The following is a 22,287-nucleotide window of genomic DNA, read 5'->3' as shown; positions in this document are numbered from 1 at the left end:
GCGGTCACGCCGTTCGAGCGGTCACGCCGTTCGAGCGGTGAACAGCAGGTACTCCCACTCCATCGCCGTGCTGCCCGACCCCTTGTCGTGCCGCCGGGCGAGTTCGGCGAGGTCGCGGTCCAGCGCGGCCGTGCGGTCGGGGTCGTCGGCGACGGCCCGGTAGGCCGCGATGGTCGGGCCGTAGCGCGCCTTGAAGTAGTCGCGGAACTCCTCGGGGCTCTTGAAGCGGTCGACCAGCACCGTCTGCTTGCGTGCCTCGACGTCCGTGACCCGGTCCCCGAGCAGGGCGCGGACGTGCGCCTCGTCCCCCCACAGGGGCGGGGGCTGCGCACCCGGCGGGGGCGGCGGCATGTAGGGCTTCATGGTGGCGAGCATCTGGCCGAGGAAACCCTCGGGTGTCCAGCTGAGCAGGCCGATCGTGCCTCCGGGACGACAGACGCGTACCAGTTCGTCGGCGGCGGCCTGGTGGTGCGGGGCGAACATGACCCCGACGCAGGACAGCACCGTGTCGAACTCGTCGTCCTCGAACGGCAGCGCCTCGGCGTCGGCCTGGCGCCACTCCACCTCGACGCCCCGCTCCGCCGCGAGCCGCCGTCCGGCCTCGAACAGCTCCGGAGTCAGGTCGCTCGCCACCACACTCGCGCCGGCCAGCGCCGCGGGGATCGCGGCGTTGCCCGAGCCGGCCGCCACGTCCAGCACCCGCGTGCCCCTGCCTTCGGCGCCGGGAGCCCCGGTGCCGCCCCCGCCTCGCAGGCCGCACGCCTCGACCAGGATCGGGCCCAGGTCGGGGATGATCTCGGCGGCCACGGCGGGGTAGTCACCCTGCGCCCACATCGCCCGGTGCTTGGCCTTCAGGGCACGGTCGGCCTCGACCGGGTCGGGAACTTCACTCACGACGGCTCTCCTTCTGCGCACGTACGCGGAACCAGCACGACGGTGACGGGACGGCGAGCACGCCGCCCGTCACGCAACGCGACGGAACATGACGGAACAGAGCCTAGGAACGAGGCGCGCCGTCTCCTAGTACCAGATCTGTACCGGAGCGTCGGCATTCGGCACCATCAGGCCGACACTGGCCTGGTTCGTCCGGCCGCGCGGACATACGCTGCGCGGCATGGGGTCCCCGTATCGCCAGTTCTGTCCGGTCGCCAAGGCCATGGAGCTGCTCGACGAGCGCTGGACGCTGCTCGTCGTGCGTGAGCTCGTGCTCGGCAGCCGGCGTTTCAACGAGTTGCGCCGCGGGGTGCCCCGGATGTCCCCCACGCTGCTGTCCAAGCGGCTGCACCAGCTGGTGCGCGCCGGTGTCGTGGAGAAGCGGACCGAGGGCAGGGACGTGCAGTACGTCCTGACTCCGGCGGGGCTCGAACTGCGTCCGGTGATCGAGGCGCTCGGCGTCTGGGGCACGCGCTGGATCGGACGGATCGGGGACGAGGATCTCGACCCGAAACTGCTGCTGTGGGACCTGCACCGCAACGTCGTCCATGACGCCGTTCCCGACGGGCGGACGGTGGTCCGGTTCCGCTTCCCGGACGTACCCATCAGCGCCCGGGACTGGTGGCTGGTGATCACGCCGGAGGACACCGACGTCTGCGACGTGGACCCCGGTCACCCGGTGACGGTCACGGTGACCGCCGGCCTGCGCCGCATGATCGAGGTGTGGCGCGGTGACGTCAGCTGGTCGGAGGCTCTGCGGGTGGGCGCGGTCCGGGTGGAGGGCCTGGAGCCACTGCGCCGGGCGGTGCCGGGATGGTTCGCGCTGTCGGTGTTCGCCGCGGTGCCCCGGCCCGTCTCGGCCACGACGGAGTCGTAGGAGCGGGTACGGCATCCGCTGTGCGCGTCAGCGGGGGCCGGACGGTTGCTCGGTACCCGAGGCGGCTGTCCGCGCTGCGCCCAGGCAGGCCGGGAGGCGCAGGCCCTCCTCGGACGGTGAGCCGGGTTCGGCGGTGTGGACGGTGAGCGTGAGGCCGGGTTCGGCGGCCGCCTCCAGGCCCTCGGAGGCGAGGGTGAGATCGCACGGCCTGGTGGTGGAAGCGTTGGTGCCGGTGCCGTGGTGGCGGACGTCGTGGGCGCCCCAGCGGGTGCGGAACTCGTCGCCTGATAAACAAGCGACCGCGCCGGGAACAGCCAGTCGGGTCGGCGCGGTTACGCAAGCAGACCCAGACGGATCTCTGACGGATTTCGCAGGAGGACTTCTTCATGGCTGACCGGCCGCTGACGCTCATGGCTGTGCACGCCCACCCCGACGACGAGGCCACCGGAACGGGAGGGGTTCTCGCGCGGTACGCGGCCGAAGGCATCCGCACGGTTCTGGTGACGTGTACCGACGGCGGTTGCGGTGACGGACCGGGGGGCGTCAAGCCGGGCGATCCCGGGCACGATCCCTCGGCCGTCGCCTCGATGCGCCGTCACGAACTGCAGGAGAGCTGCGACGTCCTGAAGATCAGCGATCTGGAGATGCTGGACTACGCCGACTCCGGAATGATGGGCTGGCCGAGCAACGACGCCCCGGGCGCCTTCTGGCAGACCCCCGTGCAGGAGGGCGCGGCCCGCCTCGCGGAGCTGATGCGGCACTACCGGCCTGATGTGGTCGTCACCTACGACGAGAACGGCTTCTACGGGCACCCCGACCACATCCAGGCCCATCGCATCACGATGGCGGCGCTGGAGATGACCACGCTGACACCCAAGGTGTACTGGACGACGATGCCCCGCTCGATGATGCAGCGGTTCGGCGAGATCATGCGCGAGTTCCACGAGGACATGCCGGAGCCGGATCCCGCCGAGACCGCCGCGCTGGCCAAGATCGGCCTGCCCGACGACGAGATCACGACGTGGGTGGACACCACCGCGTTCAGCGGCCAGAAGTTCGACGCGTTGGCCGCGCACGCCAGCCAGGGCGAGAACATCTTCTTCCTCAGGATGGGCAAGGAGAGGTTCGGCGAGCTGATGGGCCTGGAGACCTTCGTACGCGTCCAGGACACCACCGGCGCGGCCACGCCCGAGAACGACCTCTTCGCCGGGCTCCGCTAAACCGCAACCGCTGATGCGCAACCGCTGACCCGGCAGCCGTTGATCCGAGTTCTTCCGTCGGCCCGGGGCGGGGTGTGTGACCCGCCCGCCCCGGGCGTCCTGGCAGTCAGCGGGCGTGGGACAGGGCCCACGACAGCGCGTGGTCCGCGATCTCCTCCCAGCCGGGCGAGGCCGGCATCAGGTGAGGCTGTCCCGGATACACCTTGACCTCGGTGACGGTGTTCGACTTGTAGTGCTTGGCGTTGGACTGCTGGATCCTGGGCGGCATGAGGTGGTCCAGCTCACCCGAGAGGAACAGCAGCGGCGCACGGCCGTCGTTGTGGTAGTTCACCCAGATGTCCTGGTGGCCTGGCTGGAGGTTGGCCAGCACGCTGTTCCACAGGATGCGGCCCGAGGCGGGGATCGCGTAACGCTCGTAGAGCGCCCGGGACTCCTCCTCGGAGAAGGTGTTGGTGAAGGCGTAGTGCCACTGCTCGTGGGTGAGGCCGACCGCCTTGTGGTGGTTGGCGGGGTTCTTGAGCACGGGGAAGGTCGACTTCAGCTGGCTGAGCGGAGCCACCCGCACGCCTTCCGTGGGCGCGGAGTTGATGGCCACCCCGGCCGCGCCGAAGCCGTGATCGAGCAGGACCTGGGTGAACGCCCCGCCCGCCGAATGACCGATGAGGACGGGTGGCTCGTCGAGGCCGCGGATCACGTTCGCCAGGCTCTCGACGATCTGTGGGGCGGTGATCGCCTCGATCGGGGACGGGTCGGCGTTCAGGGACTCGACCTCCGCCTCGAAGCCGGGGTAGGCGGGCGCGATCACCCGGTAGCCCTGTTTCTCGTAGCGGTCGATCCAGTGTTCCCAGCTGCGGGGCGTGACCCAGAAGCCATGGATCAGGACGATGGTGTCCGGTGCGGTCATCGGTGTTCCTTCCCGAGTGTCAGCGGGTGTCAGCGGGTGGCGCGGTGGGCGGCCAGGATCTGGCGGACGACGATGTCGGGGTGAGACATCATCACCACATGCGAGGATCCCTCGACCTCGACGGTGGTGCTCCGGGCACGCTTGGCCATGAAGCGCTGGGCGGCGGCCGGGATGACGTTGTCGGCGGTGGGGATCACGTACCAGGACGGCAGGTTCTTCCAGGCCGGTGCGCCACTGGCGGATGTCAGCCCGTCCACGTTTCCCGGGCGCTGGGTGGCTGCCATGAGCCGCGTCACGGAGGTCGGCAGGTCCCCGGCGAACACCTCGTGGAACTTCGCCGGGTCGATGTAGCCGTCGTGGCCGGTGGTGCCGTCGGGCAGCGGGAACGGCCGGGTCAGCAGGGCTTCCGGCAGTTTGCTGCCCGGGAACATGCCGGCCAGTTGCAGGGCGCTCTCGCCCTTGTCGGGCGCGAAGGCCCCGACGTACACCAGGGCCTTGACGTGGGAGTGACCGCGCCCGGCGTTGGTGATGACCTCGCCGCCATAGGAGTGACCGACCAGGATGACCGGGCCGGGGATGCTGCCGATGACGCTGGAGACGTAGGCGGAGTCGCCCGCGAGGTCGCGCAGCGGGTTCGCGGGGGCGATGACCGGGAAGCCGGCCTTCAGCAGCCGGGCGATGACGTCGTTCCAGCCTGAGGAGTCGGCGAAGACGCCGTGCACGAGCACGACGGTCGGTTTCTTGCCGCTGCCGGAGGGGGCCGCGGCCGAGGCGGGAGCGCCGGCGAGCGTGACCGCACCCGCGGCGAGCAGACCGCCGAGGACGCGGCGGCGGGGCTGACCTTCGGAGATCATGTGTGGGGTCCTTCCGGGTCAGGAGTTGAGGAAGTCCAGCAGGTCGACGCCGAGTTGTTCCTTGTGCGTGTCCGTGATCCCGTGCGGGGCGCCCGGGTAGACCTTCAGCGTGGCGTTCTTGATCCGTGCCGCCGACGCCTTCCCGCCCACCTCGAAGGGGACGACCTGGTCGTCGTCGCCGTGGACGACCAGCGTGGGCACGTCGAAGGCGTCGAGGTCGGCACGGAAGTCGGTGGCCGAGAAGGCCGCGACGCATTCGTAGGCGCCCCGGTGTCCGGCCTGCATGCTCTGGAGCCAGAACGCGTCCCGGACGCCCTGGGAGACGTCCGAGCCGGGTCGGTTGTGTCCGAAGAACGGCCCGTCGGCCAGGTCGTGGTACAGCTGTGAGCGGTCGGCGAGCGAACCGGCGCGGATCGCGTCGAACACCTCGATCGGAAGGCCGCCGGGGTTGTCGTCGGTCTTGAGCATGAACGGCGGTACGGCGGAGACCAGCACCAGTTGCGCGATGCGGCCGGTGCCGTGCCGGCCGATGTAGCGGGCGACCTCGCCGCCGCCCGTGGAGAAGCCGACGAGTGTCGCGTCGCGCAGGTCGAGGGTGTCGATCAGGGTGGCGAGGTCGTCGGCGTAGGTGTTCATCTCGTTGCCGTGCCAGGTCTGGGACGAGCGGCCGTGCCCACGGCGGTCGTGGGCGATGGCGCGGAAGCCGTTCGAGGCGAGGAACAGCTGCTGCGCCTCCCAGCTGTCGGAGTTCAGCGGCCAGCCGTGGCTGAGCACGACCGGCCGGCCCGTGCCCCAGTCCTTGTAGAAGATCCGCGCTCCGTCACGTGCGGTGACGTATGGCATGCCGTGCTCCCTTCTGCAGGATCTGTCCGGTCGCCCCAGCGTCGGCCCGGACGGACGGTGCTCGAATCCCGTGGAGCGCGTAGTCGTGAGCCCGGTCAGTCCTCCAGGGCCTGTTGCAGCTGCCGGCGGGAGGTGACATCGAGCTTCCGGAAGATCTTTCGCAGGTGGTAGTCGACGGTGCTGGCGCTGATGTACAGCTGGGCGGCGATCTCGGCGTTGGTCGCCCCGCCCTTGGCGAGACGGGCGATCTGGAGTTCCTGCGGGGTCAGCGCGGACGCCGTGCCGACCGTCCCGCGCCGAGGCCGCGCGCCCGTGGCGGCCAGCTCCTGGACGGCGCGCGCCACGTATCCCGTGGCCCGCATGGCGTCGAACATCGCGACGGCCGTGCCCAGTTGCTCGCCGGCGTCCCTGCGGCGCTTACGGCGGCGCAACCACTCGCCGTACAACAGGTGGGCGATGGCGAGGTCGGAGCGGGCGCCGGTGCCCGACAGCAGGGTGATCGCCTCGCGATACAGCGGTTCGGCGTCACCGGCCGCCGCGAGCAGGGCCCTTGAGCGGGCCAGGAGGCCGAGGGCCCATGGCGTACCGGAGGCCGTCGCCCGGGATGTCAGTGTGCCCAGTGCCTCCGTCGCCAGCACCCGGTCGCCGCAGCGTACGGCCGCCTCGACGAGCTGGGGAAGCAGCCGGGAGTGCACCCCGAGCACGTCCTGCCCGATCAGCGTGTGCGCGACGGTGCGGGCCCTCGCGTAGTCACCGCGGCTCAGGGCCAGCACCACCATGGCGATGCCGGCGATGGACTCGACCGCGCCGCTGCCGAGATAGGTGCCGGCCTGCATCGACCCGTGCAGCACGGCGTCGAGGTCGTCGCGCTCGCCGTGCCAGGCCAGCAGCTCGGGATGCCGGTAGATGGCCCACACGTCGTCGTTCGCGCCGATCGCCGATCGAATCTGGTGGCCCTCGGCCAACAGGGCGTCGGCCGCCGCCAGTTCACCCAGATTGGTCGCGGACATCGAGGCGCAGAACAACGCGGTGTCCAGCTGCCACAGGGAACCCGTGCGCCGGGCGACGTCGGCCGCCCGTTCGATCACAGCGGCGTGGATCTCCTCGTCCCACTGGATCATCGACATGGTGACGGCAGGCAGGTAGCCGCGCAGCACCTCCTCCTCGGCGGTCCCCGGATCCAGCATCATGGCGCAGGCCCTTCGCAGGTGGGGCATGGCGCGTTCGTAGCCGTCGGTGACCAGGGCGGCGAAGCCGCGCAGCACGAGGTCCAGCCCCCTCGCCTCGGCCGTTCGCGGTACCAGCGTCTCCACGGCTCGGGCGATCTCGGCCAGTGTCGTGTCCCGCATGAGGTGCTCCGCGGTGATGGCGCGCTCGATCGCCCCGAGGAGCGCCTCACGGGCCAGGTCCGGTTCGCCGTCCAGGAGAAGCACCGCGGCACGTACGCACAGCGCCGGCGCGTGCGCGAACGAATCCGCGCCGCCCAGCGTGATGCCCGTGTTCGCCCGGACCAACAGCGCCCGGCCCTGGCCGACATCGCCGAGCAGTTCCTCGTCGATCGCGTCCAGCAGCGACTCCGCCTGCAGCGGCGCCCCGGCGCGCAGTGCCGCCTCGGCCGCCGCCAGCAGCCGCCCCGCCCGCACTTCGCCCGCCGGTGTCAGCTCGGCCGCCCGGGTCAGGAAGGTGGCGCGGGCGGCGTAGCCACCTCGCGCGCCCGCCCGGTCGGCCACCCGTTCCACCTCCGCGGCGACGGTGGAGTCTTCACCGATCGCGGCCGCGGCCAGATGCCAGGCCCGCCGGTCGCTGTCGGCCGGACGAGCGGTCGCCGCGGCCAGCGCCTGGTGTGCCTGCCGTCGCTCCACGCTGGTGGCACCGCTGTAGATCGCCGAGCGCACCAGCGGGTGACGGAACTTCACGGTCGCGTGCACCACCACGAGACGCGCGCGTTCGGCCGGGCCGGAAGCGTCCGCGCCGATCCCGAGACGGTGGGCCGCGCTCATCAGGTAGCCGAGGTCGCCGCCCGGCTCGGCGGCGGCGAGGAGCAGCCAGGTCTGCGTCGGCTGCGGTAACGCACGCACCGTGCGGAGGTAGTACGCCTCCAGTCTGCCGCCCACCGGCAGCGGTTCGGACAGCGCGAGCCCGCCGGAGAGCTGATCGGCGGACAGCTCCCGCCCCAGGTCGGTCAGCGCCAGCGGGTTGCCGGCGGTGGCGGCCACGATCCGTGCCGCCACACGGTTGTCGAGCTGCCCGGGGACGATGTCCCGCAGCAGTTCCAGGGCGAACTGGTGCTCCAGACCGGCGACTTCGGTGGCCTGAAGGCCCGCAGGCATCTCGAAACCGGTGCGCGCGGCGAACAACAGGCCGACCCCCTCCGCATGCACACGCCGCCCTACGAAGGCGAGCACACCCAAGGACTCCTCGTCGAGCCACTGCGCATCGTCGACACAGACCAGCAGGGGCCGCTGCTTCGCGGTTTCCGCGAGCAGCGTGAGCGTCGCGAGCCCCACCAGAAAGCGATCGGCGGGCGGGCCGTCGGCCAGTCCGCACGCCACCCGCAACGCCTCGCCCTGGGCCCCGGGCAGCGCGCCGGCTTCCTTCAGTCCGTCCAGGAACGGCACGAGCACGCGGTGCAGCGCCGCGAACGCGAACCCCGACTCCGCCTCCACGCCCGCCACCCGCAGGACCCGCAGGTCGGCGGCCTCGGAGGCCGCATGATCCAGCAGGACGGTCTTGCCGATCCCGGCATCCCCCCTCAGCAGGACGACACCGCTCAACCCCTCGCGTAACTCCCTGACGAACCGATCCAGCGCTTCCCGTTCCCTGACCCGCCCCTTGAGCACCACGCCGACACCCCTTCGGAGAGAAAGACCGGATGACGGAGAACAAGGTCGACGTGGCCCCCCACGCACCCCACACGGACACCCTCCGCCAGTTCTGATCATCCTGCGCAGGTTCGCCATCACTTATGTGAGACCTCCAGAAGTCACACGCACTGCTCCGCTTCGCCCGGCAGACGTGTCCGCGCGTACGCAACCCGCCCCGATGCCCCGGCGTCCAACTCCACGACGAGGGCCGCCGATCGACCGGGAGAGCGCATGGCCGAGAAGGACCAGAAGACGGACGCGGCACAGGAGAAGGACCGCGAGAAGTGGATGGCGCGTTTCCAGGTGCGGCTGGCCATGCAGCCGGGCGTGGACCGGGCCGTCGTGCTCCGGGCGGTCAAGGAGGTCACGGCGCACTGCGCGGAGTCGGGAGAGCATCCGCGAACCGCCTTCGGCGATCCGGACGCCTACGCGGTACAGGCTGCCGCCCGGCTGGTGCCCGCGGACGAGGCGGCGCGCGCGAAGCGGCACAACACGGTGGTGGACGCGCTCGGCTCCGTGGCGAAGCGGGCGAGGGACGTGGCCGGCCTCTGACCGGCCGGCGGGTTCTCCGGCGTGGCCCGACGCACGCCGTCGGGGCCACCCAGGAGGTGCCCGGAGCCGGCCCCTGCCAGGGTGCGGGTGCCGTCCCGTCAACTGGGGTTCTGTGGGGTGGCGTACGAGCTGCTCTCGGCGAGTCTCATCAGCACGCGCGGGGCCTCGTTGCCCTGCCGCGCCGCCACCGAAGCCATTCGACTCCGTGTGATGTCACTCGACTCCAGGCGGAAGGCCGTAGATGCCGTTGCCCCCAGGTGGCGCTTCCGGGATTTCGGGAGGACATATTCCCCAGTCCTTGGCGATGGCCATGACGTGCCGCTCGTACGGCATGGCGGCGTACCAGTCGTCCCATTCGGATTCGCTCCAGGACGCCATGCCCTCTTCCGCACCTCTGATTCCGACACCGAGTCGGCGCTCGATGTCGGTCGGCTCACCGATGCGCAGGGGCACGTCACCGGCTGAGCTGTCATAGACGTAGGCGCGGACGACCCGGTCGGCCTCCACTCTCGCCCAGGCGTGGAACTCGCCGATGCGATCAGTGCGGAAGTACTGGAAGTCGCCCAGGTGCGAGCCCAGTGACCGAAGCCAGGACAGGAGGGACGGACCGCCGTCCTCGATTCCGGCTTCGAGGTGAATCCGGCCGTGAGCCAGCGTCCAGCCGTCCACGGGGGAGGCCACGAAGACGCCTCGCCGGTAGGCCGCTTCCGTCCCCGCCTCCCAGTCCATGGTCACCCTCGTGTGCAACCCCAGCGCGTCGGCGACCTGCCCGTTGTCACCGTCGGGCACGGCCAGCCAGGACGTCTTGTATCCGATCCCCACCACGATCCCCTCCCCCGCACGTACGCGCATCCTGCCGTACGGCGTCGACGACGCTAGTCGACATGGACGTCGAACGTGGACGTGCTGCCGTCCTCGGCGGTGAGGGTGACCGGACCGAACGTGATGATGGCGACGGAGTTGGCTCCGGGGCCCCGATAGAAGCCGGTCGCCTCGGTGATCCGGACGGCCAGGGCCGCGAGGGTCACCGCGGCCTCCTCGTCCGCGTCGATCTTCGGCTGGGTGAGGGCGGCATGGCCATGGGCCTGCGCCCACTCCCGAACGCTTCGGGCGTCGCGGCTCATCTCGGGGAGGATGCTCTCGTTCGCCCACGCCCACAGCCAGGAGCCCGAGGTGGGGCTGAAACTGCCGAGGATCTGTGCGGGTGCCGTCGCGATCCTGTCGGCGAAAGTCCAGGTGATGAGGCCGGTTCGCTGATCCAGGCCCCAGCGGTCCGCCGAGCCCAGACCCCAGGACATGTGCGCGTGAGCCAGCTGGTCGATCATGTCCTCGCCCTGCAGCACCAGCGTGCTCAGGTCAGCCCGATCCCCGGTTTGAGCAGCACTCTCGGACTTCCTGGTTCGCTTGAACAGTCCCATGTCGCGAAGTCTGCCAGAGGCTTTCGACCAGCCCGCCTCCCCCTCCTGCACCCAGTCGCCTCGCCTCTCCCGCTTCCCCGTGGGGAATCGGCTCGGCCCGGCGGCGCGCCGTTCGCGCGTCCTCACCGGATGCGGTGGGTCTCCCAGAACGGGCCGAGGTTTTCGTCCGTCATCGCCTGCGCGGCTTTCTTGAAGGCGGCCGTGGTGGAGACGCCGTACCAGTGGTCATGGGCGTACCGCTTGAGCAGGCGGGCCATGGTGCGGGCGCCCAGGGTGCGTTCCAGGTCGGCCAGGGCGCAGGGCCCGGCCGTGTAGACGAGGTGGTAGTCACCGCGATGCCGGGACCAGTAGCCCATCGAGTTCGTCAGCATGGTGCTGTCGTCCGGCCAGGAGACGTCCGACCAGCAGTCGCGCGTCTCCCACCCGTAGAAGCGGGCATTGGCGTACTGCGCGAAGCTCTCGTCCAGCCACGGTGAGGCGTACTCGTCGTTGCCGATGATGCCGTACCACCACTGGTGCGCCACCTCGTGCACGACGGCGCCGCCCTCTTCGGTGGTACCGACCAGGACCAGACCGGGGTACTCCATGCCGCCGCCGAACTGACTGGTCATCACGAGGTCGATCTCGCCGTACGGGTAGCGGCCGAACTCCCTGCCGAAGCGGTCGATCGCGGTGACGGCGTCCGCACGGTTGAGGCGCACTCCCTCGGCCGGTGTGTCGGTCCCCCAGTACGACTTCACGCGGACGCCCCCGGGCGTGGTCTGCGTCGCCGTGCGGAACGGGCCCGCCGCCCACGCGAAGTCCCGCACGCGGTGTGCGACGCTCAGCGTCACCGTACGGCCGTGGCCGGCGGGGAGGGCCCGGGTGCGGCCGGTCGCCGGCACCTTCAGGGCCGACGGGTGGTCGAGGCGGACCCGGAAGTCGCTCGTCAGCGCGTAGAAACTCTCTCCGAGGGACACGTACGGATCGAGGTGCCACCCTCGCGTGTCGTGCACGGCGAGCACGGGGAGGGCGTTGCCGAGGAAGCGGTGGGCACCCTCGCGGCCGAAGCGCGCGTTGCGGTCGGGCACGGCGAGGGAGACGTCGAAGGCGACGGACGCCCTCTCGCCGCGTCCGAGCGGCCTGGGCAGGGCGATGCGCAGAGCCGTGCACCGCACGGAGAGCCGTTCCGGCGTGCCGCCGGTGACGTGCGAGACGGTGACGGGCGACGGCGCGCCCGGCGTGCCGCACCCGTCCTCGCCGTTGCCCCACAGACGTAGATACACCTCCCGCAACGGCTGACGGGAGGCGTTGCGGAACGACACCCGCTGCCGTCCCGTCCAGTGACTGCCGTCGGTGTCGGAGCGCAGGGACACGTCGTAGCGTGCGCGATCCGGCGCCGCGGCCCTGGCCGCTCCCGGTCCGGTCGACGCGCCGGCCTCGCGCGCACCCGGCCCCACCGCGAGGAGCTGCGCGAGCAGCACCAGCGGCACCAGCAGGACACCCGTCAGACGACGACCGGACGTGCGCGACCACATGACCGACAGCGACATGCCATGGGATCCTGCCACAACTCACCCCGTACGGAGCCGACTTGGACGGTCCTTACGACGGCTCGTGATGCGCCGGCCGGCCATGGGCCCGGAGTCGCGTCCGGTTCGCCGGTCAGTGTCCGGAGTCGCATCCGGTCCGCCGGTCAGTGTCTGGGCGGGATCTGGTCCTGCGGCCCGTCATCCACCGCTCTCGCGCCGTCGTCCCACCGCGCCCGCTTGGCGACGGCCGGATCGGCCGAGTCCGAGACCAGCTCCGCCACGCGCAGGACGCACTCCCACTCCGTCAGCTTGCCTTTGATCACCACCAGGTACGACTCCTGGTCGGCGAAGCGGTACACGTGCCGCCGCTTCTCGATGATGTTCTTGCTCGGCAAGTACGTGCGCAGGGCACCACGGAGTGCCTCCAGCGCCTGGTCCTTCGTGTCCTTCCCCCGGCAGATGAACTCGGTCCGGTACATCTCGCCGTGGGAGTACTGCGCGATCACGACCCAGTTGCCCATGCTCAACTCCCCCTCGACGCCCCTGTCAGTCAGCCACAGTTCAGCCTAGGTCCTACCGCTTCGGCGGGCCTGTTCCTGGTTCGACCGGTGGGGGCCCTGGAGCCAGTCCGCGTGCGGCCCCAGACGCCCGTCGGCAGGTTCCTCTCCTCGCCGCAGCGCGTCGATGTAGGCCCGGTCGGCGGCGAGACGGGCCGCCACCTCAGGGCCCTCGGCCACGGCTCCATGACCGGGGACCACGACATCGGCATGCCGGGCCGCCTCGGCCAGCCGGTCGAGTGCCGCCTCGTAGGCGCCCACCTGATCGTCCTGACGAACGTCCAGGAGCGGGATCAGGGCGTCGGAGAGCACGTCGCCGGCGAGCAGGACGCCACGGTCCGCGAGGAGGATCGCGGCGTGGCCGACGGCGTGCGCCCGATGCTCGATGATCTCGCCCGGCATCGCTCCACCGTCCGCGGGCAGCGGGGTGATGAGCCCGACCAGCTCAAGAGGGATGCCGGACGCGCTCTCCGCCGCCATCGCCTGCGCCCTCTCCCGGACCCCAGCGGCGACTTGGGCGGCGGCCGGGGTGGCATAACGCGGCACGTCGCCGAACCGGGAATGCCAGAGCAGATGATCCCAGTGGGGATGGGTGCAGAACCCGGCGACCACCGGGATGCCGAGCCGCTCCACGGCATCGGCCAGCTGCTGCAACTCGGAGCCGTTGATGCCGGGATCGATCAGGATCATCCCCTCCTCGGCGCGCACCGCGATGGAGTTGCTCCACGCCCACTCGCTCTGGCGCACCCAGACGCCGTCGGCCACCTGTGTCAGCTCGCCCATCTCCACTCCTCACGGTCGACTACGGTGCTGAGACAGCGGGGTGCGGCGAAAGTCATCGCCTCAGCCTCCTCCAGCTCAGTCCGCACCTCTCTGCCCACGGCCCACGGTCTGCGGTCTGCGGTCTGCGGTCTGCGGTCTGCGGTCTGCGGTCTGCGGTCTGCGGTCTGCGGTCTGCGGTCTGCGGTCTGCGGCCGCTGTTCCAGCCCGTGGCCGATCTTTGTCAGTGAACCGCGATGTGGGCCAACTGCGGTGCTAGCTTCGCCCCTTGAGGATGGGGAGACAGCACGTGACACCGGCTACGTTCCGTATCGGCGGGGACCTCACCGTACGGCGGCTCGGCTTCGGGGCCATGCACTTGCCGGCGGAGCCACGCCCGGCCCGTGAGAACTCCTCCGCGGTCGTCCGGCGGGCCGTCGAGCTGGGCGTCACACTCATCGACACCGCCTATCTGTACGGTGGGGGCGCCAACGAGGAACTGATAGCCGAGGCCCTGCGCCCCTATCCGGACGAGCTGCTCGTCACCACCAAGGTCGGCGTCGCGCGCTCGGGCCCCTCCGGCGAGTGGAAACTCGACGGGCGGCCCGCTGTTCTGCGCACTCAGGTCGAGCAGGCTCTGCGCCGACTGGGCCTGCAGCGTATCGAACTGCTGCAGTTGCACCGTATCGATCCCGGGACGCCGCTCGCCGACCAGCTCGGGACGCTGCTGGACCTGCGGAGCGAGGGCAAAATCGGCCGGATCGGGCTGTCCGAGGTAACCGTCGACGAGCTCGGGGCGGCACGGGAGATCGTGGACATCGCGAGCGTGCAGAACCGCTACAACCTGCTCGATCGTGAGCACGAGCCCGTACTCCGGGCCTGCGAGACGGCGGGGATCGCGTTCCTGCCATGGCGCCCTGTCGCCTGGGGGGAGTCCGGGACGAGGGCGGAGGTCGCCGCCGTGGCGTCCGAGACCGGCGCCACGCCCACGCAGGTCGCCCTCGCCTGGCTCCTCAGCCGTTCACCGGTCATTCTCCCGATCCCCGGCACCGCCCGGATCGACCACCTTGAGGAGAACCTCGCCGCGGAAGGCGTCCAGCTGACCCAGGCCCACCGCGATCGCCTCGACCGGCTGGCCCGCTCGGCATAGGGCCCGGTCGTGCAGCTCCGGCGGGGAACGGAAGGCCGACCGACACACGCCACAGGGCAGTAGCCGGACCGCGAACGACACCCAACTCCCAGCCGTGAAGCCTCGGTGGAGGCGGGCGCCCACGGCGTTGGCGTGGGTCCGTCGCGCGGGGACGCGCCCCGTAGAGGCCGTGTATGCGGGGAACCCGGACGCGCACGACACCACCATCTGACCTCGCCTTCGCCGGGTACTCGGATCACGTCGGCGGTGTCGGTGACGTGATCCGCGTGCTTTTCGTGCGACACGTGTTCTCGAAGCAAGGGAAGCAAGGAGTGACGTGTGGTGGATGTGATGCGGGACGACAACAGGGTCGTCGCGGCCGGGTATCTGCTCCCGGAGTCGACGTTGAAGGAAGTCGTCGACACGATGGTGCATCTGGTGGAGTTCGCCGGTGCGCTCGTCATCTTCTTCGGCGCGCTGTGGGCGTTCGGGCAGCTCTTGAAGAGCGCCGTGCTGTGGATCCGGTCGCCCCGTACCGGTGTGCGGGAGCCGCAGTTCGAGTTCAATCGGATTCGGCTGTCCCTGGGACGGTTCCTCACGCTGGGGCTCGAGTTCCAGTTGGCGGGGGACATCCTGCGGACGGCCGTCGCGCCGACGTACACGGAGATCGGACAGCTGGCCGCGATCGCCGCCATCCGGACCGCCCTGAACTATTTCCTCGGCAAGGAGATCGAGAAGGAGCGCGAGGAGGTCGAGCGGACACCGGACAAGGGGCCCGCCGCGAACCCGGCGGCCCTCGGATGACAGCGGTGCTGCACCAGGCGGCCCTGCTGGTGACGCTGCTCGGATTGATCGCCGCCGCCTGCGCCGGGGTACGCCTGCGGCGCGTGCGACCCCCGGTCGCCCTGCTGACCGACTTCCTCCTGGCAGCGGTGCTGATACGGCTCGCCGCGGATCCGTCGTGGACGACCCTGACCATCACCGCGGCGACCGCCGCCCTCAGAATGCTGCTCAACTCGGGGTTGCGCGCCGTGGTTTCCGCTCGGCGGAGCGATTCCTCGGCAGCGCCTCAGTCGGAGGAAGAGGCAGCAGCAGCCGCAGCCGCAGCCGAGCTTGGGCGGGCATCGGGTCAGCAGCAAGAGCCAGGGGCGCGCCCTCGCACCTGAGCGGTGCCGGCCTGGCCCCGCGCGCGCTGAGCCGGCCCCATGTGCCCGCTGGCCTCCGCGCAGGGGGAGGGTCCGCAGCGCAGGTGGGGGTCACGGCGGGCGTTGGGATCATGACGGTTCGCCCGCACGCCGGCCGTCGCGGTGCCGTGTCCGCAGTCGCGAGGTCCCCGTCGCGCCCCGCGTAGCCTCTCCCCCATGCCAGCCGCCCCCCTGCATCGCGTCGCCGTCCTCGTGCTCGAAGGTGCCAAGCCGCTCGATGTCGGCATTCCCGCACAGGTCTTCACGACCCGCGCGAGCATGCCGTACGAGGTACGGGTGTGCGGGGCGGCACCCGGCCTCGTGACCGGCGGCGACGGCCTGTCGTACGCCGTCGCGCACGGCCTCGACACGCTCGCGTGGGCCGACATCGTCTTCGTGCCCGGCTACCGGCATCCGGACCGCGACGAACCGCCCCAGGCCGTGGTCGACGCGCTGGTCGCGGCCCACGCCCGGGGCGCGCGGCTCGCCGCCATCTCCACGGGCGCCTTCGCGCTCGCCGCCACGGGTCTGCTCGACGGCCGACGCGCCACGACGCACTGGCACTACACGCGTGCGCTCATGGCCAGGCATCCGCTGGTCCAGGTCGACGAGAACGTGCTGTTCGTCGACGAGGGCAGCGTGCTCACCTCGGCCGGCGCCGCCTCCGGCATCGACCTCTGCCTGCACATCCTGCGCGGCGACCTCGGAGTGGCCGCGTCCAACCACGCGGCCCGCCGCCTGGTCGCGGCCCCGTACCGCAGCGGCGGCCAGGCCCAGTACGTGCCGCGCAGCGTCCCCGAGCCGCTCGGTGAGCGGTTCGCCGCCACTCGCGAGTGGGCGCTGCACCGCCTCGGAGAGCCCCTCAGCCTCGACACCCTGGCGCGGCAGGCGGGCGTCTCGGCGCGCACGTTCTCCCGGCGCTTCGTCGAGGAGACCGGCTACACGCCGATGCAGTGGGTGATGCGCGCCCGCATCGACCTGTCCCGCGAACTGCTGGAGCGCTCCGAGCGCAGTGTCGAACAGATCGCCGCCGACGTCGGTCTCGGCACCGGCGCGAACCTCCGCCTGCACTTCCAGCACATCCTGGGCACCACCCCGAGCGAGTACCGACGCACCTTCACCCGCGGCACGTGATGAACCCTGGTCGTGGCGGGACCGTGGCCGTGGCGGAACCGTGCGCGGACCGTGGCCGTCGCGGAACCGTGCGCGGACCGTGGCCGTCGCGGAACCGTGGCCGTGGCGCGATCCTTGTGAACCATGGCGATCCCGCCACTGTCAGCGAGGTGAGCCGCGGGCGAGCCTTGTGTGGCGAAGGGAAGGGACACCACACATGACTCGCATCGCCATCAACGGATTCGGCCGCATCGGACGCAATGTGCTGCGCGCACTGCTGGAGCGTGACAGCACCCTGGAGATCGTCGCCGTCAACGACCTCACCGAGCCCGCCACACTCGCCCGGCTGCTCGCCTACGACTCGACGGCCGGCCGCCTCGGACGCCCGGTGACCGTCGACGGCAACGCCCTCGTCGTGGACGGCCGCCGGATCACGGTGCTCGCCGAGCGTGAGCCGGCGCAGCTGCCGTGGGCCGAACTCGGCGTCGACATCGTCCTGGAGGCGACCGGCCGCTTCACCTCGGCGAAGGCCGCCCGCGCCCATCTCGACGCGGGCGCCCGCAAGGTTCTCGTCAGCGCGCCGTCGGACGGCGCCGACGTCACCCTCGCGTTCGGGGTCAACACCGACGCCTACGACCCGGACCTGCACACGGTCGTCTCCAACGCCTCCTGCACCACCAACGCACTCGCGCCCCTGGCCAAGGTCCTGGACGAACTGGCCGGCATCGAGCACGGGTTCATGACGACCGTGCACGCCTACACCCAGGAGCAGAACCTCCAGGACGGACCGCACCGCGACGCCCGTCGCGCCCGGGCCGCCGGCGTCAACATCGTGCCGACGACGACCGGTGCCGCCAAGGCCATCGGCCTGGTGCTGCCGAACCTCGAAGGCAAGCTGTCGGGCGACTCGATCCGCGTACCGGTGCCGGTGGGCTCGATCGTCGAACTCAACACGACCGTCGCCCGCGACGTGACGCGCGACCAGGTGCTCGCGGCCTACCGCGCCGCGGCCCAGGGGCCGCTCGCCGGTGTCCTGGAGTACTCGGACGACCCGCTCGTGTCCTCCGACATCACGGGCAATCCCGCCTCGTCGATCTTCGACTCGGACCTCACCCGCGTCGACGGCCGCCACATCAAGGTGGTCGCCTGGTACGACAACGAGTGGGGTTTCTCGAACCGCGTGATCGACACGCTCGAACTCCTCGCCACCGGCTGACCGGACGCGGGGAGGACCCACCTCCGGTGCCCGGGTCGGCCAGTACTCCTTCGGGCGCTCCGGTTGACCGGTCGAGCGGGCTCAGGACTGCTCGGGTGCTCCGGGCCCGCCCTGGGAGCCGCCGCTGATGAGGTCGACGAGTCCGAACGGCGCGCGGTCGCCGAGGCAGAGGTCCATGGTTGCGTGGGCGTCGGCGTAGAAGGCCTCGGTGCGCGGGAACAGTTCTTGTTCGTAGGCGCCGAGTGCCGCTTCGGTGTCGTCGGGGTGTGCGGCGATCGCCTTGGCGAGTTCGGCGCCGTCGAACATGGCCAGGTTCGCGCCGTCGCCGGAAGGCGGCATCAGGTGCGCGGCATCGCCCAGGAGCGTCACGCCCGGCACACGCTCCCATCGGTGCCCGTCGGGCAGTGTGTGGATCATCCGCGCGATGGGAGCGGTCTCGCCGTCGGTGATCAGCGCGATGAGTTCCGGCGCCCATCCCTCGAACTCGCTCGCGACCCGGGCGGTCGCGGCGGCGGGGTCGGTGAAGTCGATGTCGGCGATCCAGTCGGCGGGGGCGTTCACCATGACGTAGGTGTGCAGGATGTCCCCCGCCTCGCGGTGCGCGACGATCCCCTTGCCCGGTGTCAGCGCGTACATCGCGCCGACACCGACGAGGTCGGCGGTCGCGGTGTGCCGCTCGTCGACGTCGTACAGACAGGTCTCGACGAAGGTCGTTCCGCTGTAATGAGGTTCGGCGTCGGAGAGCAGCGAGCGGATCCTCGACCAGGCGCCGTCGGCGCCGACGAGGAGGTCGCTGGTCACGGTGGAGCCGTCGGCGAAGGCGAGTTCGTGCCGGCCGTCGCCGTTTGACCGGACGCCGGTGACCTTGCGTCCCCACCGCACCGTTCCCTCAGGCAGGGAATCGAGCAGGATGCGGCGCAGGTCGCCGCGGAGCACCTCGGGGCGTGCCGTCCTGCCGTCGTCGGGGTTGTCGTGCAGCAACTTCCCTTGCTGGTCGAGCACGCGCAGCGCCTCGGCGCCCTCGTGGATGATCGCGCGGAACTCATCGGTGAGGCCGGCGTCGGCGAGCGCGCGCTGCCCGTCGTCCGTGTGGATGTCGAGCTGGCCGCCCTGCGTACGGGACTCGGCCGAGGGGTCGGCCTCGTAGACCGTCGCGGGGATGCCGTGGACGTGCAGGACCCGGGCGAGCATCAGGCCGCCGAGTCCGGCGCCGACGATGACGATCGAGTGGGTGGTGCCGGTCATGGGCTTCCTCGTTCCTGTACGAGCAGCGCACCAGGCGTTGCCCCGGACACTCAAATGGACCAACGTTCCAAAAGCATATGGACCAACGTTCCAAAAGCAAAATGGAACGCGGGTCCAGCGTGTGTCAGACTGAGTTCATGCCACGGACGCGAGGAAGAGCACCCGCCGGAGGCCGTGCCGACGGCCTCTCGCAGGAGGTGATCGTCCGCGCGGCCGTCGCGCTGCTGGACGAGCGCGGCGAACGGGGACTCACCTTCCGGCTGCTGGCCGAACAGCTGAACACCGGCACCGGCGCCCTCTATTGGCACGTGTCGAACAAGGACGAGCTCGTCGCTCTCGCCGCCGACCAGGTGCTCGGCGACGTCGTCACCACGGACCCGCGCCCCGAGGAGAGCACCCGCTCCGCGCTGCGCGCGCTCGCCGTCGACGTCTTCGACACGCTCGACCGGCACCCGTGGGCCGCGTCCCGCCTCACCGCGCCGGCCACGCTGGCGCATTCACTACGCCTGCTCGACCGCATCGGCATCCTGGTCGAGCGAACCGGACTGCCCGCCGAGCGACGGTTCACCGTCTGCACCGCGATCTTCTACTACATCACCGGCGTCAGCGCCCAGATCATCGCCCCCAGCACCACCCTCGGCGCGACCATCAGCCGTGACGCCTACCTCGCCCGGACCGCCGAGCACTGGAAGGAGCTGGACCCCACCGTCTATCCCTTCCTGACGCGCTCCAGCGCCGAGCTGCGCGACCACACCGACCGGGATCAGTTCACCACCGGCCTCGACCTGCTCCTGGACGGCCTGCACACGGCGACCACGGACCCGCGATCGCCCGCATGACACAGGACGGGCGCATCACCGTCGCAAGCCGGAGTCGCGGTCGGGCTCGGACCGGGTGGGGCCGGAGGGCGGCGCACGTCTAGACGGAAGTCATGTGCGCGTGGACGAAAGACGGATGCCCGGCCGTCGACGGTCTCCCTAGGGTCGAGCGGACCGACACCGCCCCGGTCTCCCTGTGACCACCACGCGGAGGATCCTCATGCCCGCACAGTCCACCCCTGCCGCGTTACCGCGGTTTCGACACCGCTGGACGGCCGTGGCCGGCCTGCTGGTGCTCTCCCCGATCAGCGCCGAGTACCTCATCGGCTACGGCGAAAGCACCGGTCGACCGCTCGAACTCCTGGCAGGCCTGCTCATCCTCGCGCCGCTCTACGGAACCGTCGCGGTGCTCATCCGCGAGATCACCCGGCGCACGGGCCGCGGCTGGCCGACGATCCTGCTGTTGAGCGCGGCCTTCGGGATGATCCAGGCCGGCTTGATCGACCAGACGCTCTTCGACCTTCAGGCCGACACCGAGGGGCCCGACTGGGCGACCCAGCCGCTCGTCACCCTCGTCCCCGGCCTGGGGGTCGACGCGGCGAACTTCCTCAACTACGTCGGGGGGCATGTGATCTGGAGTTTCGCCGCCCCGATCGCGGTGGTCGAGTCCTGTGCCCCGCGCATCGCCGACCGGCGATGGCTGGGCCCGATCGGCATCGGCTGCCTGGCGCTGCTGTGGGCGCTGAGCGCCACGCTGATCCACATCGACACGGCAGCGGACTCCCCCGCCGACCCGGCGCAGCTGATCGGCGCCGCGGCGGTCGCCGTTGCCTTGATCACCACCGCGTTCACCGTCCGGTCCGCGCGGACCCGGTCGGCGGCGACGGCACCGTCGTGGTGGCTGGTCGGCGGTGTCACCGGTGTCGCGTGGTGTGCCGGCCAGTTGCTGCCGGCGACCTGGACGGGCGTGACGGTGAACGTCGCCGCCATGCTCGTACTGGGCTGGCTGCTGCTGCGCTGGTCGCGCCGGCAGGGGTGGGACCGTCGGCACGTACTGGCCGCCGCGGGCAGTGCCCTCGTCGTCCGGGCCGGGCTGTCCTTCCTGGTCGAACCGCTCGGCGACAGCGTGGATCTCACCGTGAAGTACATGGTCAACGCCGCCATGCTCGGTGGTGTCGCCGCCCTTCTGTTCGTCGCCGCCCACCGTCTGCGTCGACAGGAGCCGACCGCATGCTGACCGTCCGCGGCATCTCCTACCTGGTCGGCGAGGCGAGCGCCGATGACACGCGCAGGGACATGGAGGTCATCGCCCGGGACCTGCACTGCACCACGGTGATGCTCATCGGGGACGGCAAGCGGCTGATCGATGCCGCCCGTACCGCACTGGAGACCGGTCTCGGCGTCTACATCCGGCCGCACGTCACCGAACTGCCTCAGCCCCAGGTACTGGAGCAGTTGGACGCCGTCGCCGAGGCCGCCGAAGCACTTCGCCGGGAACACCCGGACCGGGTGACGCTGCTGGTCGGCAGCGAGTTCTCCCACACCGTGCCCGGTGTCGTCCCCGGACCTCGGTCGTTCCTGCGCCTGAAGCTCATCGTGCGCTTCCATCGGGTGCTGCGGCGAAGGATCGACCGGCGGCTCCACCGGCTGCTCCCCACCGCCGTGACCACAGCGCGGCGGCGCTTCGGCGGGCCGGTCACCTACTCCGCGGCCGCGTGGGAGCGTGTCGACTGGTCCCTGTTCGACGTGGTCGGCGTCAGCCTCTACCGCTCCGGCCGCAACCACCCCACCTACGCGGACCGCTTGCGTACTCTGGTGCGCGATCACGACAAGCCCGTCGTCATCACCGAGTTCGGGTGCGGCGCCTTCACCGGGGCCGACCGGCGGGGAGCCGGTTCCTTCTGGATCGTCAACTGGTTCGCCGTGCCCCCGCGCATCCGCGGCGACCACCCTCGCGACGAGACCGTCCAGGCCCGCTACCTCGGTGAGCTCATCGGCCAGTACGACGCCGAAGGCGTGCACGGCTGCTTCGTGTTCACCTTCGCCATGCCCGACTTCGCGCGCCACGACGATCCTCGGTTCGACCTGGACAGGGCCGGCTTCGGCATCGTGGCGGTGACCGACGACGGAGTGCGCGGCCCCAAGGAGGCGTTCCACGAGGTCGCGCGGCGTTACGGCGACATCGCCGAGGAAGGATGACCCGGCGAGACACACCGCCGGGCACGCCCCGCGTCGGCGCACGAGGGCCAGCGTGTCGTAGCCGGGACACTGGGAGCCTACGGTCGACGCT

The 22,287-nt window shown here is 70.8% G+C and carries 23 protein-coding genes; 11 read left to right on the top strand and 12 right to left on the bottom strand.

From position 1 onward, the window contains the following. Positions 1–21 precede the first annotated feature (21 nt). On the bottom strand, positions 22–894 hold the full coding sequence (locus H4687_RS43395) for a class I SAM-dependent methyltransferase (protein WP_046918240.1): 873 nt from the start codon (positions 892–894) through the stop codon (positions 22–24). 220 nt (positions 895–1,114) lie between these two features. On the opposite strand from H4687_RS43395, the gene H4687_RS47800 reads away from it, so the two are divergent. After that, entirely contained in the window at positions 1,115–1,810 is a 696-nt protein-coding gene (locus H4687_RS47800; protein ID WP_046918239.1) for a winged helix-turn-helix transcriptional regulator, read from the top strand. Positions 1,811–1,837: 27 nt separating this feature from the next. On the opposite strand, the gene H4687_RS43385 is transcribed toward H4687_RS47800, so the two are convergent. Further along, complete coding sequence (locus H4687_RS43385) at positions 1,838–2,128, bottom strand: MmyB family transcriptional regulator (RefSeq protein WP_159026240.1); 291 nt, start codon at positions 2,126–2,128, stop codon at positions 1,838–1,840. Between the two features lie 68 nt (positions 2,129–2,196). Here H4687_RS43385 and H4687_RS43380 point away from each other — a divergent pair, with 68 nt between their 5' ends. Then, complete coding sequence (locus H4687_RS43380; RefSeq protein WP_046918238.1) at positions 2,197–3,030, top strand: PIG-L family deacetylase; 834 nt, start codon at positions 2,197–2,199, stop codon at positions 3,028–3,030. Positions 3,031–3,136: 106 nt separating this feature from the next. Here the strand turns inward: H4687_RS43380 and H4687_RS43375 are convergent, their stop codons facing one another. From H4687_RS43375 to H4687_RS43360, 4 genes are all read right to left on the bottom strand, one after another. Then, a complete protein-coding gene (locus tag H4687_RS43375; protein ID WP_046918237.1) occupies positions 3,137–3,934 on the bottom strand; it encodes an alpha/beta hydrolase in 798 nt (265 codons plus the stop codon). 29 nt (positions 3,935–3,963) lie between these two features. Continuing rightward, positions 3,964–4,788 (bottom strand): alpha/beta fold hydrolase, encoded by an 825-nt coding sequence (locus H4687_RS43370; RefSeq protein WP_046918236.1) that lies wholly within the window; start codon positions 4,786–4,788, stop codon positions 3,964–3,966. 18 nt (positions 4,789–4,806) lie between these two features. Next, positions 4,807–5,631, bottom strand: coding sequence for an alpha/beta fold hydrolase (locus tag H4687_RS43365; RefSeq protein WP_046918235.1), 825 nt, complete (start codon positions 5,629–5,631; stop codon positions 4,807–4,809). Positions 5,632–5,726: 95 nt separating this feature from the next. Next, the gene (locus H4687_RS43360; protein WP_046918234.1) at positions 5,727–8,474 is read right to left on the bottom strand and encodes a helix-turn-helix transcriptional regulator; all 2,748 of its coding nucleotides are present in this window, start codon (positions 8,472–8,474) and stop codon (positions 5,727–5,729) included. A 252-nt stretch (positions 8,475–8,726) separates the two neighbouring features. Between H4687_RS43360 and H4687_RS43355 the strand changes: the two genes are divergently transcribed. Continuing rightward, positions 8,727–9,047 carry a hypothetical protein gene (locus H4687_RS43355; protein WP_046918233.1) on the top strand — a complete coding sequence of 107 codons (321 nt, stop codon included), beginning with the start codon at positions 8,727–8,729 and terminating at the stop codon, positions 9,045–9,047. A gap of 213 nt (positions 9,048–9,260) precedes the next feature. Here the strand turns inward: H4687_RS43355 and H4687_RS43350 are convergent, their stop codons facing one another. The 5 genes from H4687_RS43350 to H4687_RS43330 all read right to left on the bottom strand — a co-directional run bounded on the left by H4687_RS43350 (position 9,261) and on the right by H4687_RS43330 (position 13,316). Further along, on the bottom strand, positions 9,261–9,872 hold the full coding sequence (locus H4687_RS43350; RefSeq protein ID WP_233443468.1) for a hypothetical protein: 612 nt from the start codon (positions 9,870–9,872) through the stop codon (positions 9,261–9,263). A 50-nt stretch (positions 9,873–9,922) separates the two neighbouring features. Continuing rightward, the gene (locus H4687_RS43345) at positions 9,923–10,465 is read right to left on the bottom strand and encodes a DUF6882 domain-containing protein (protein ID WP_046918231.1); all 543 of its coding nucleotides are present in this window, start codon (positions 10,463–10,465) and stop codon (positions 9,923–9,925) included. Between the two features lie 122 nt (positions 10,466–10,587). Then, complete coding sequence (locus H4687_RS43340) at positions 10,588–11,997, bottom strand: M1 family metallopeptidase (RefSeq protein ID WP_225966993.1); 1,410 nt, start codon at positions 11,995–11,997, stop codon at positions 10,588–10,590. A 143-nt stretch (positions 11,998–12,140) separates the two neighbouring features. Further along, positions 12,141–12,497: a hypothetical protein gene (locus H4687_RS43335; RefSeq protein ID WP_046918230.1), complete on the bottom strand. Its 357-nt coding sequence runs from the start codon at positions 12,495–12,497 to the stop codon at positions 12,141–12,143. A 45-nt stretch (positions 12,498–12,542) separates the two neighbouring features. Continuing rightward, on the bottom strand, positions 12,543–13,316 hold the full coding sequence (locus tag H4687_RS43330) for an MBL fold metallo-hydrolase (RefSeq protein WP_046918229.1): 774 nt from the start codon (positions 13,314–13,316) through the stop codon (positions 12,543–12,545). A gap of 271 nt (positions 13,317–13,587) precedes the next feature. Here H4687_RS43330 and H4687_RS43325 point away from each other — a divergent pair, with 271 nt between their 5' ends. The 5 genes from H4687_RS43325 (at position 13,588) to gap (ending at position 17,934) form a co-directional block, all read left to right on the top strand. Beyond that, the gene (locus tag H4687_RS43325; protein ID WP_046918228.1) at positions 13,588–14,442 is read left to right on the top strand and encodes an aldo/keto reductase; all 855 of its coding nucleotides are present in this window, start codon (positions 13,588–13,590) and stop codon (positions 14,440–14,442) included. A gap of 330 nt (positions 14,443–14,772) precedes the next feature. Beyond that, the gene (locus H4687_RS43320) at positions 14,773–15,225 is read left to right on the top strand and encodes a DUF1622 domain-containing protein (RefSeq protein WP_046918258.1); all 453 of its coding nucleotides are present in this window, start codon (positions 14,773–14,775) and stop codon (positions 15,223–15,225) included. A 5-nt stretch (positions 15,226–15,230) separates the two neighbouring features. After that, complete coding sequence (locus H4687_RS43315) at positions 15,231–15,587, top strand: hypothetical protein (protein ID WP_192781785.1); 357 nt, start codon at positions 15,231–15,233, stop codon at positions 15,585–15,587. Between the two features lie 195 nt (positions 15,588–15,782). Further along, positions 15,783–16,739, top strand: coding sequence for a GlxA family transcriptional regulator (locus tag H4687_RS43310; RefSeq protein WP_046918226.1), 957 nt, complete (start codon positions 15,783–15,785; stop codon positions 16,737–16,739). A 196-nt stretch (positions 16,740–16,935) separates the two neighbouring features. Next, complete coding sequence (gene gap, locus H4687_RS43305) at positions 16,936–17,934, top strand: type I glyceraldehyde-3-phosphate dehydrogenase (protein WP_046918225.1); 999 nt, start codon at positions 16,936–16,938, stop codon at positions 17,932–17,934. An 81-nt stretch (positions 17,935–18,015) separates the two neighbouring features. On the opposite strand, the gene H4687_RS43300 is transcribed toward gap, so the two are convergent. Further along, positions 18,016–19,179: an FAD-dependent oxidoreductase gene (locus tag H4687_RS43300; protein ID WP_046918224.1), complete on the bottom strand. Its 1,164-nt coding sequence runs from the start codon at positions 19,177–19,179 to the stop codon at positions 18,016–18,018. A 137-nt stretch (positions 19,180–19,316) separates the two neighbouring features. Between H4687_RS43300 and H4687_RS43295 the strand changes: the two genes are divergently transcribed. From H4687_RS43295 to H4687_RS43285, 3 genes are all read left to right on the top strand, one after another. Continuing rightward, on the top strand, positions 19,317–20,018 hold the full coding sequence (locus H4687_RS43295; RefSeq protein ID WP_046918223.1) for a TetR/AcrR family transcriptional regulator: 702 nt from the start codon (positions 19,317–19,319) through the stop codon (positions 20,016–20,018). Between the two features lie 199 nt (positions 20,019–20,217). Continuing rightward, on the top strand, positions 20,218–21,234 hold the full coding sequence (locus tag H4687_RS43290; protein ID WP_050398580.1) for a hypothetical protein: 1,017 nt from the start codon (positions 20,218–20,220) through the stop codon (positions 21,232–21,234). Beyond that, on the top strand, positions 21,228–22,196 hold the full coding sequence (locus tag H4687_RS43285; RefSeq protein WP_046918221.1) for a glycoside hydrolase family 113: 969 nt from the start codon (positions 21,228–21,230) through the stop codon (positions 22,194–22,196). Before H4687_RS43290 ends, H4687_RS43285 begins: the two co-directional genes overlap by 7 nt. Positions 22,197–22,287 lie beyond the last annotated feature (91 nt).

It is taken from the genome of Streptomyces stelliscabiei, from assembly GCF_014873495.1.
Lineage (GTDB): Bacteria > Actinomycetota > Actinomycetes > Streptomycetales > Streptomycetaceae > Streptomyces > Streptomyces bottropensis.
This window is presented reverse-complemented; position numbering and strand designations above follow the sequence as displayed.

Coding starts and splice junctions, on each gene's coding strand:
- H4687_RS47800 (WP_046918239.1), top strand. CDS start 1,115: ATGGGGTCCCCGTATCGCCAGTTCTGTCCGGTCGCCAAGGCCATGGAG.
- H4687_RS43380 (WP_046918238.1), top strand. CDS start 2,197: ATGGCTGACCGGCCGCTGACGCTCATGGCTGTGCACGCCCACCCCGAC.
- H4687_RS43375 (WP_046918237.1), bottom strand. CDS start 3,934: ATGACCGCACCGGACACCATCGTCCTGATCCATGGCTTCTGGGTCACG.
- H4687_RS43370 (WP_046918236.1), bottom strand. CDS start 4,788: ATGATCTCCGAAGGTCAGCCCCGCCGCCGCGTCCTCGGCGGTCTGCTC.
- H4687_RS43365 (WP_046918235.1), bottom strand. CDS start 5,631: ATGCCATACGTCACCGCACGTGACGGAGCGCGGATCTTCTACAAGGAC.
- H4687_RS43355 (WP_046918233.1), top strand. CDS start 8,727: ATGGCCGAGAAGGACCAGAAGACGGACGCGGCACAGGAGAAGGACCGC.
- H4687_RS43345 (WP_046918231.1), bottom strand. CDS start 10,465: ATGGGACTGTTCAAGCGAACCAGGAAGTCCGAGAGTGCTGCTCAAACC.
- H4687_RS43340 (WP_225966993.1), bottom strand. CDS start 11,997: ATGTCGCTGTCGGTCATGTGGTCGCGCACGTCCGGTCGTCGTCTGACG.
- H4687_RS43335 (WP_046918230.1), bottom strand. CDS start 12,497: ATGGGCAACTGGGTCGTGATCGCGCAGTACTCCCACGGCGAGATGTAC.
- H4687_RS43330 (WP_046918229.1), bottom strand. CDS start 13,316: ATGGGCGAGCTGACACAGGTGGCCGACGGCGTCTGGGTGCGCCAGAGC.
- H4687_RS43325 (WP_046918228.1), top strand. CDS start 13,588: ATGGGGAGACAGCACGTGACACCGGCTACGTTCCGTATCGGCGGGGAC.
- H4687_RS43320 (WP_046918258.1), top strand. CDS start 14,773: ATGCGGGACGACAACAGGGTCGTCGCGGCCGGGTATCTGCTCCCGGAG.
- H4687_RS43310 (WP_046918226.1), top strand. CDS start 15,783: ATGCCAGCCGCCCCCCTGCATCGCGTCGCCGTCCTCGTGCTCGAAGGT.
- gap (WP_046918225.1), top strand. CDS start 16,936: ATGACTCGCATCGCCATCAACGGATTCGGCCGCATCGGACGCAATGTG.
- H4687_RS43300 (WP_046918224.1), bottom strand. CDS start 19,179: ATGACCGGCACCACCCACTCGATCGTCATCGTCGGCGCCGGACTCGGC.
- H4687_RS43295 (WP_046918223.1), top strand. CDS start 19,317: ATGCCACGGACGCGAGGAAGAGCACCCGCCGGAGGCCGTGCCGACGGC.
- H4687_RS43290 (WP_050398580.1), top strand. CDS start 20,218: ATGCCCGCACAGTCCACCCCTGCCGCGTTACCGCGGTTTCGACACCGC.
- H4687_RS43285 (WP_046918221.1), top strand. CDS start 21,228: ATGCTGACCGTCCGCGGCATCTCCTACCTGGTCGGCGAGGCGAGCGCC.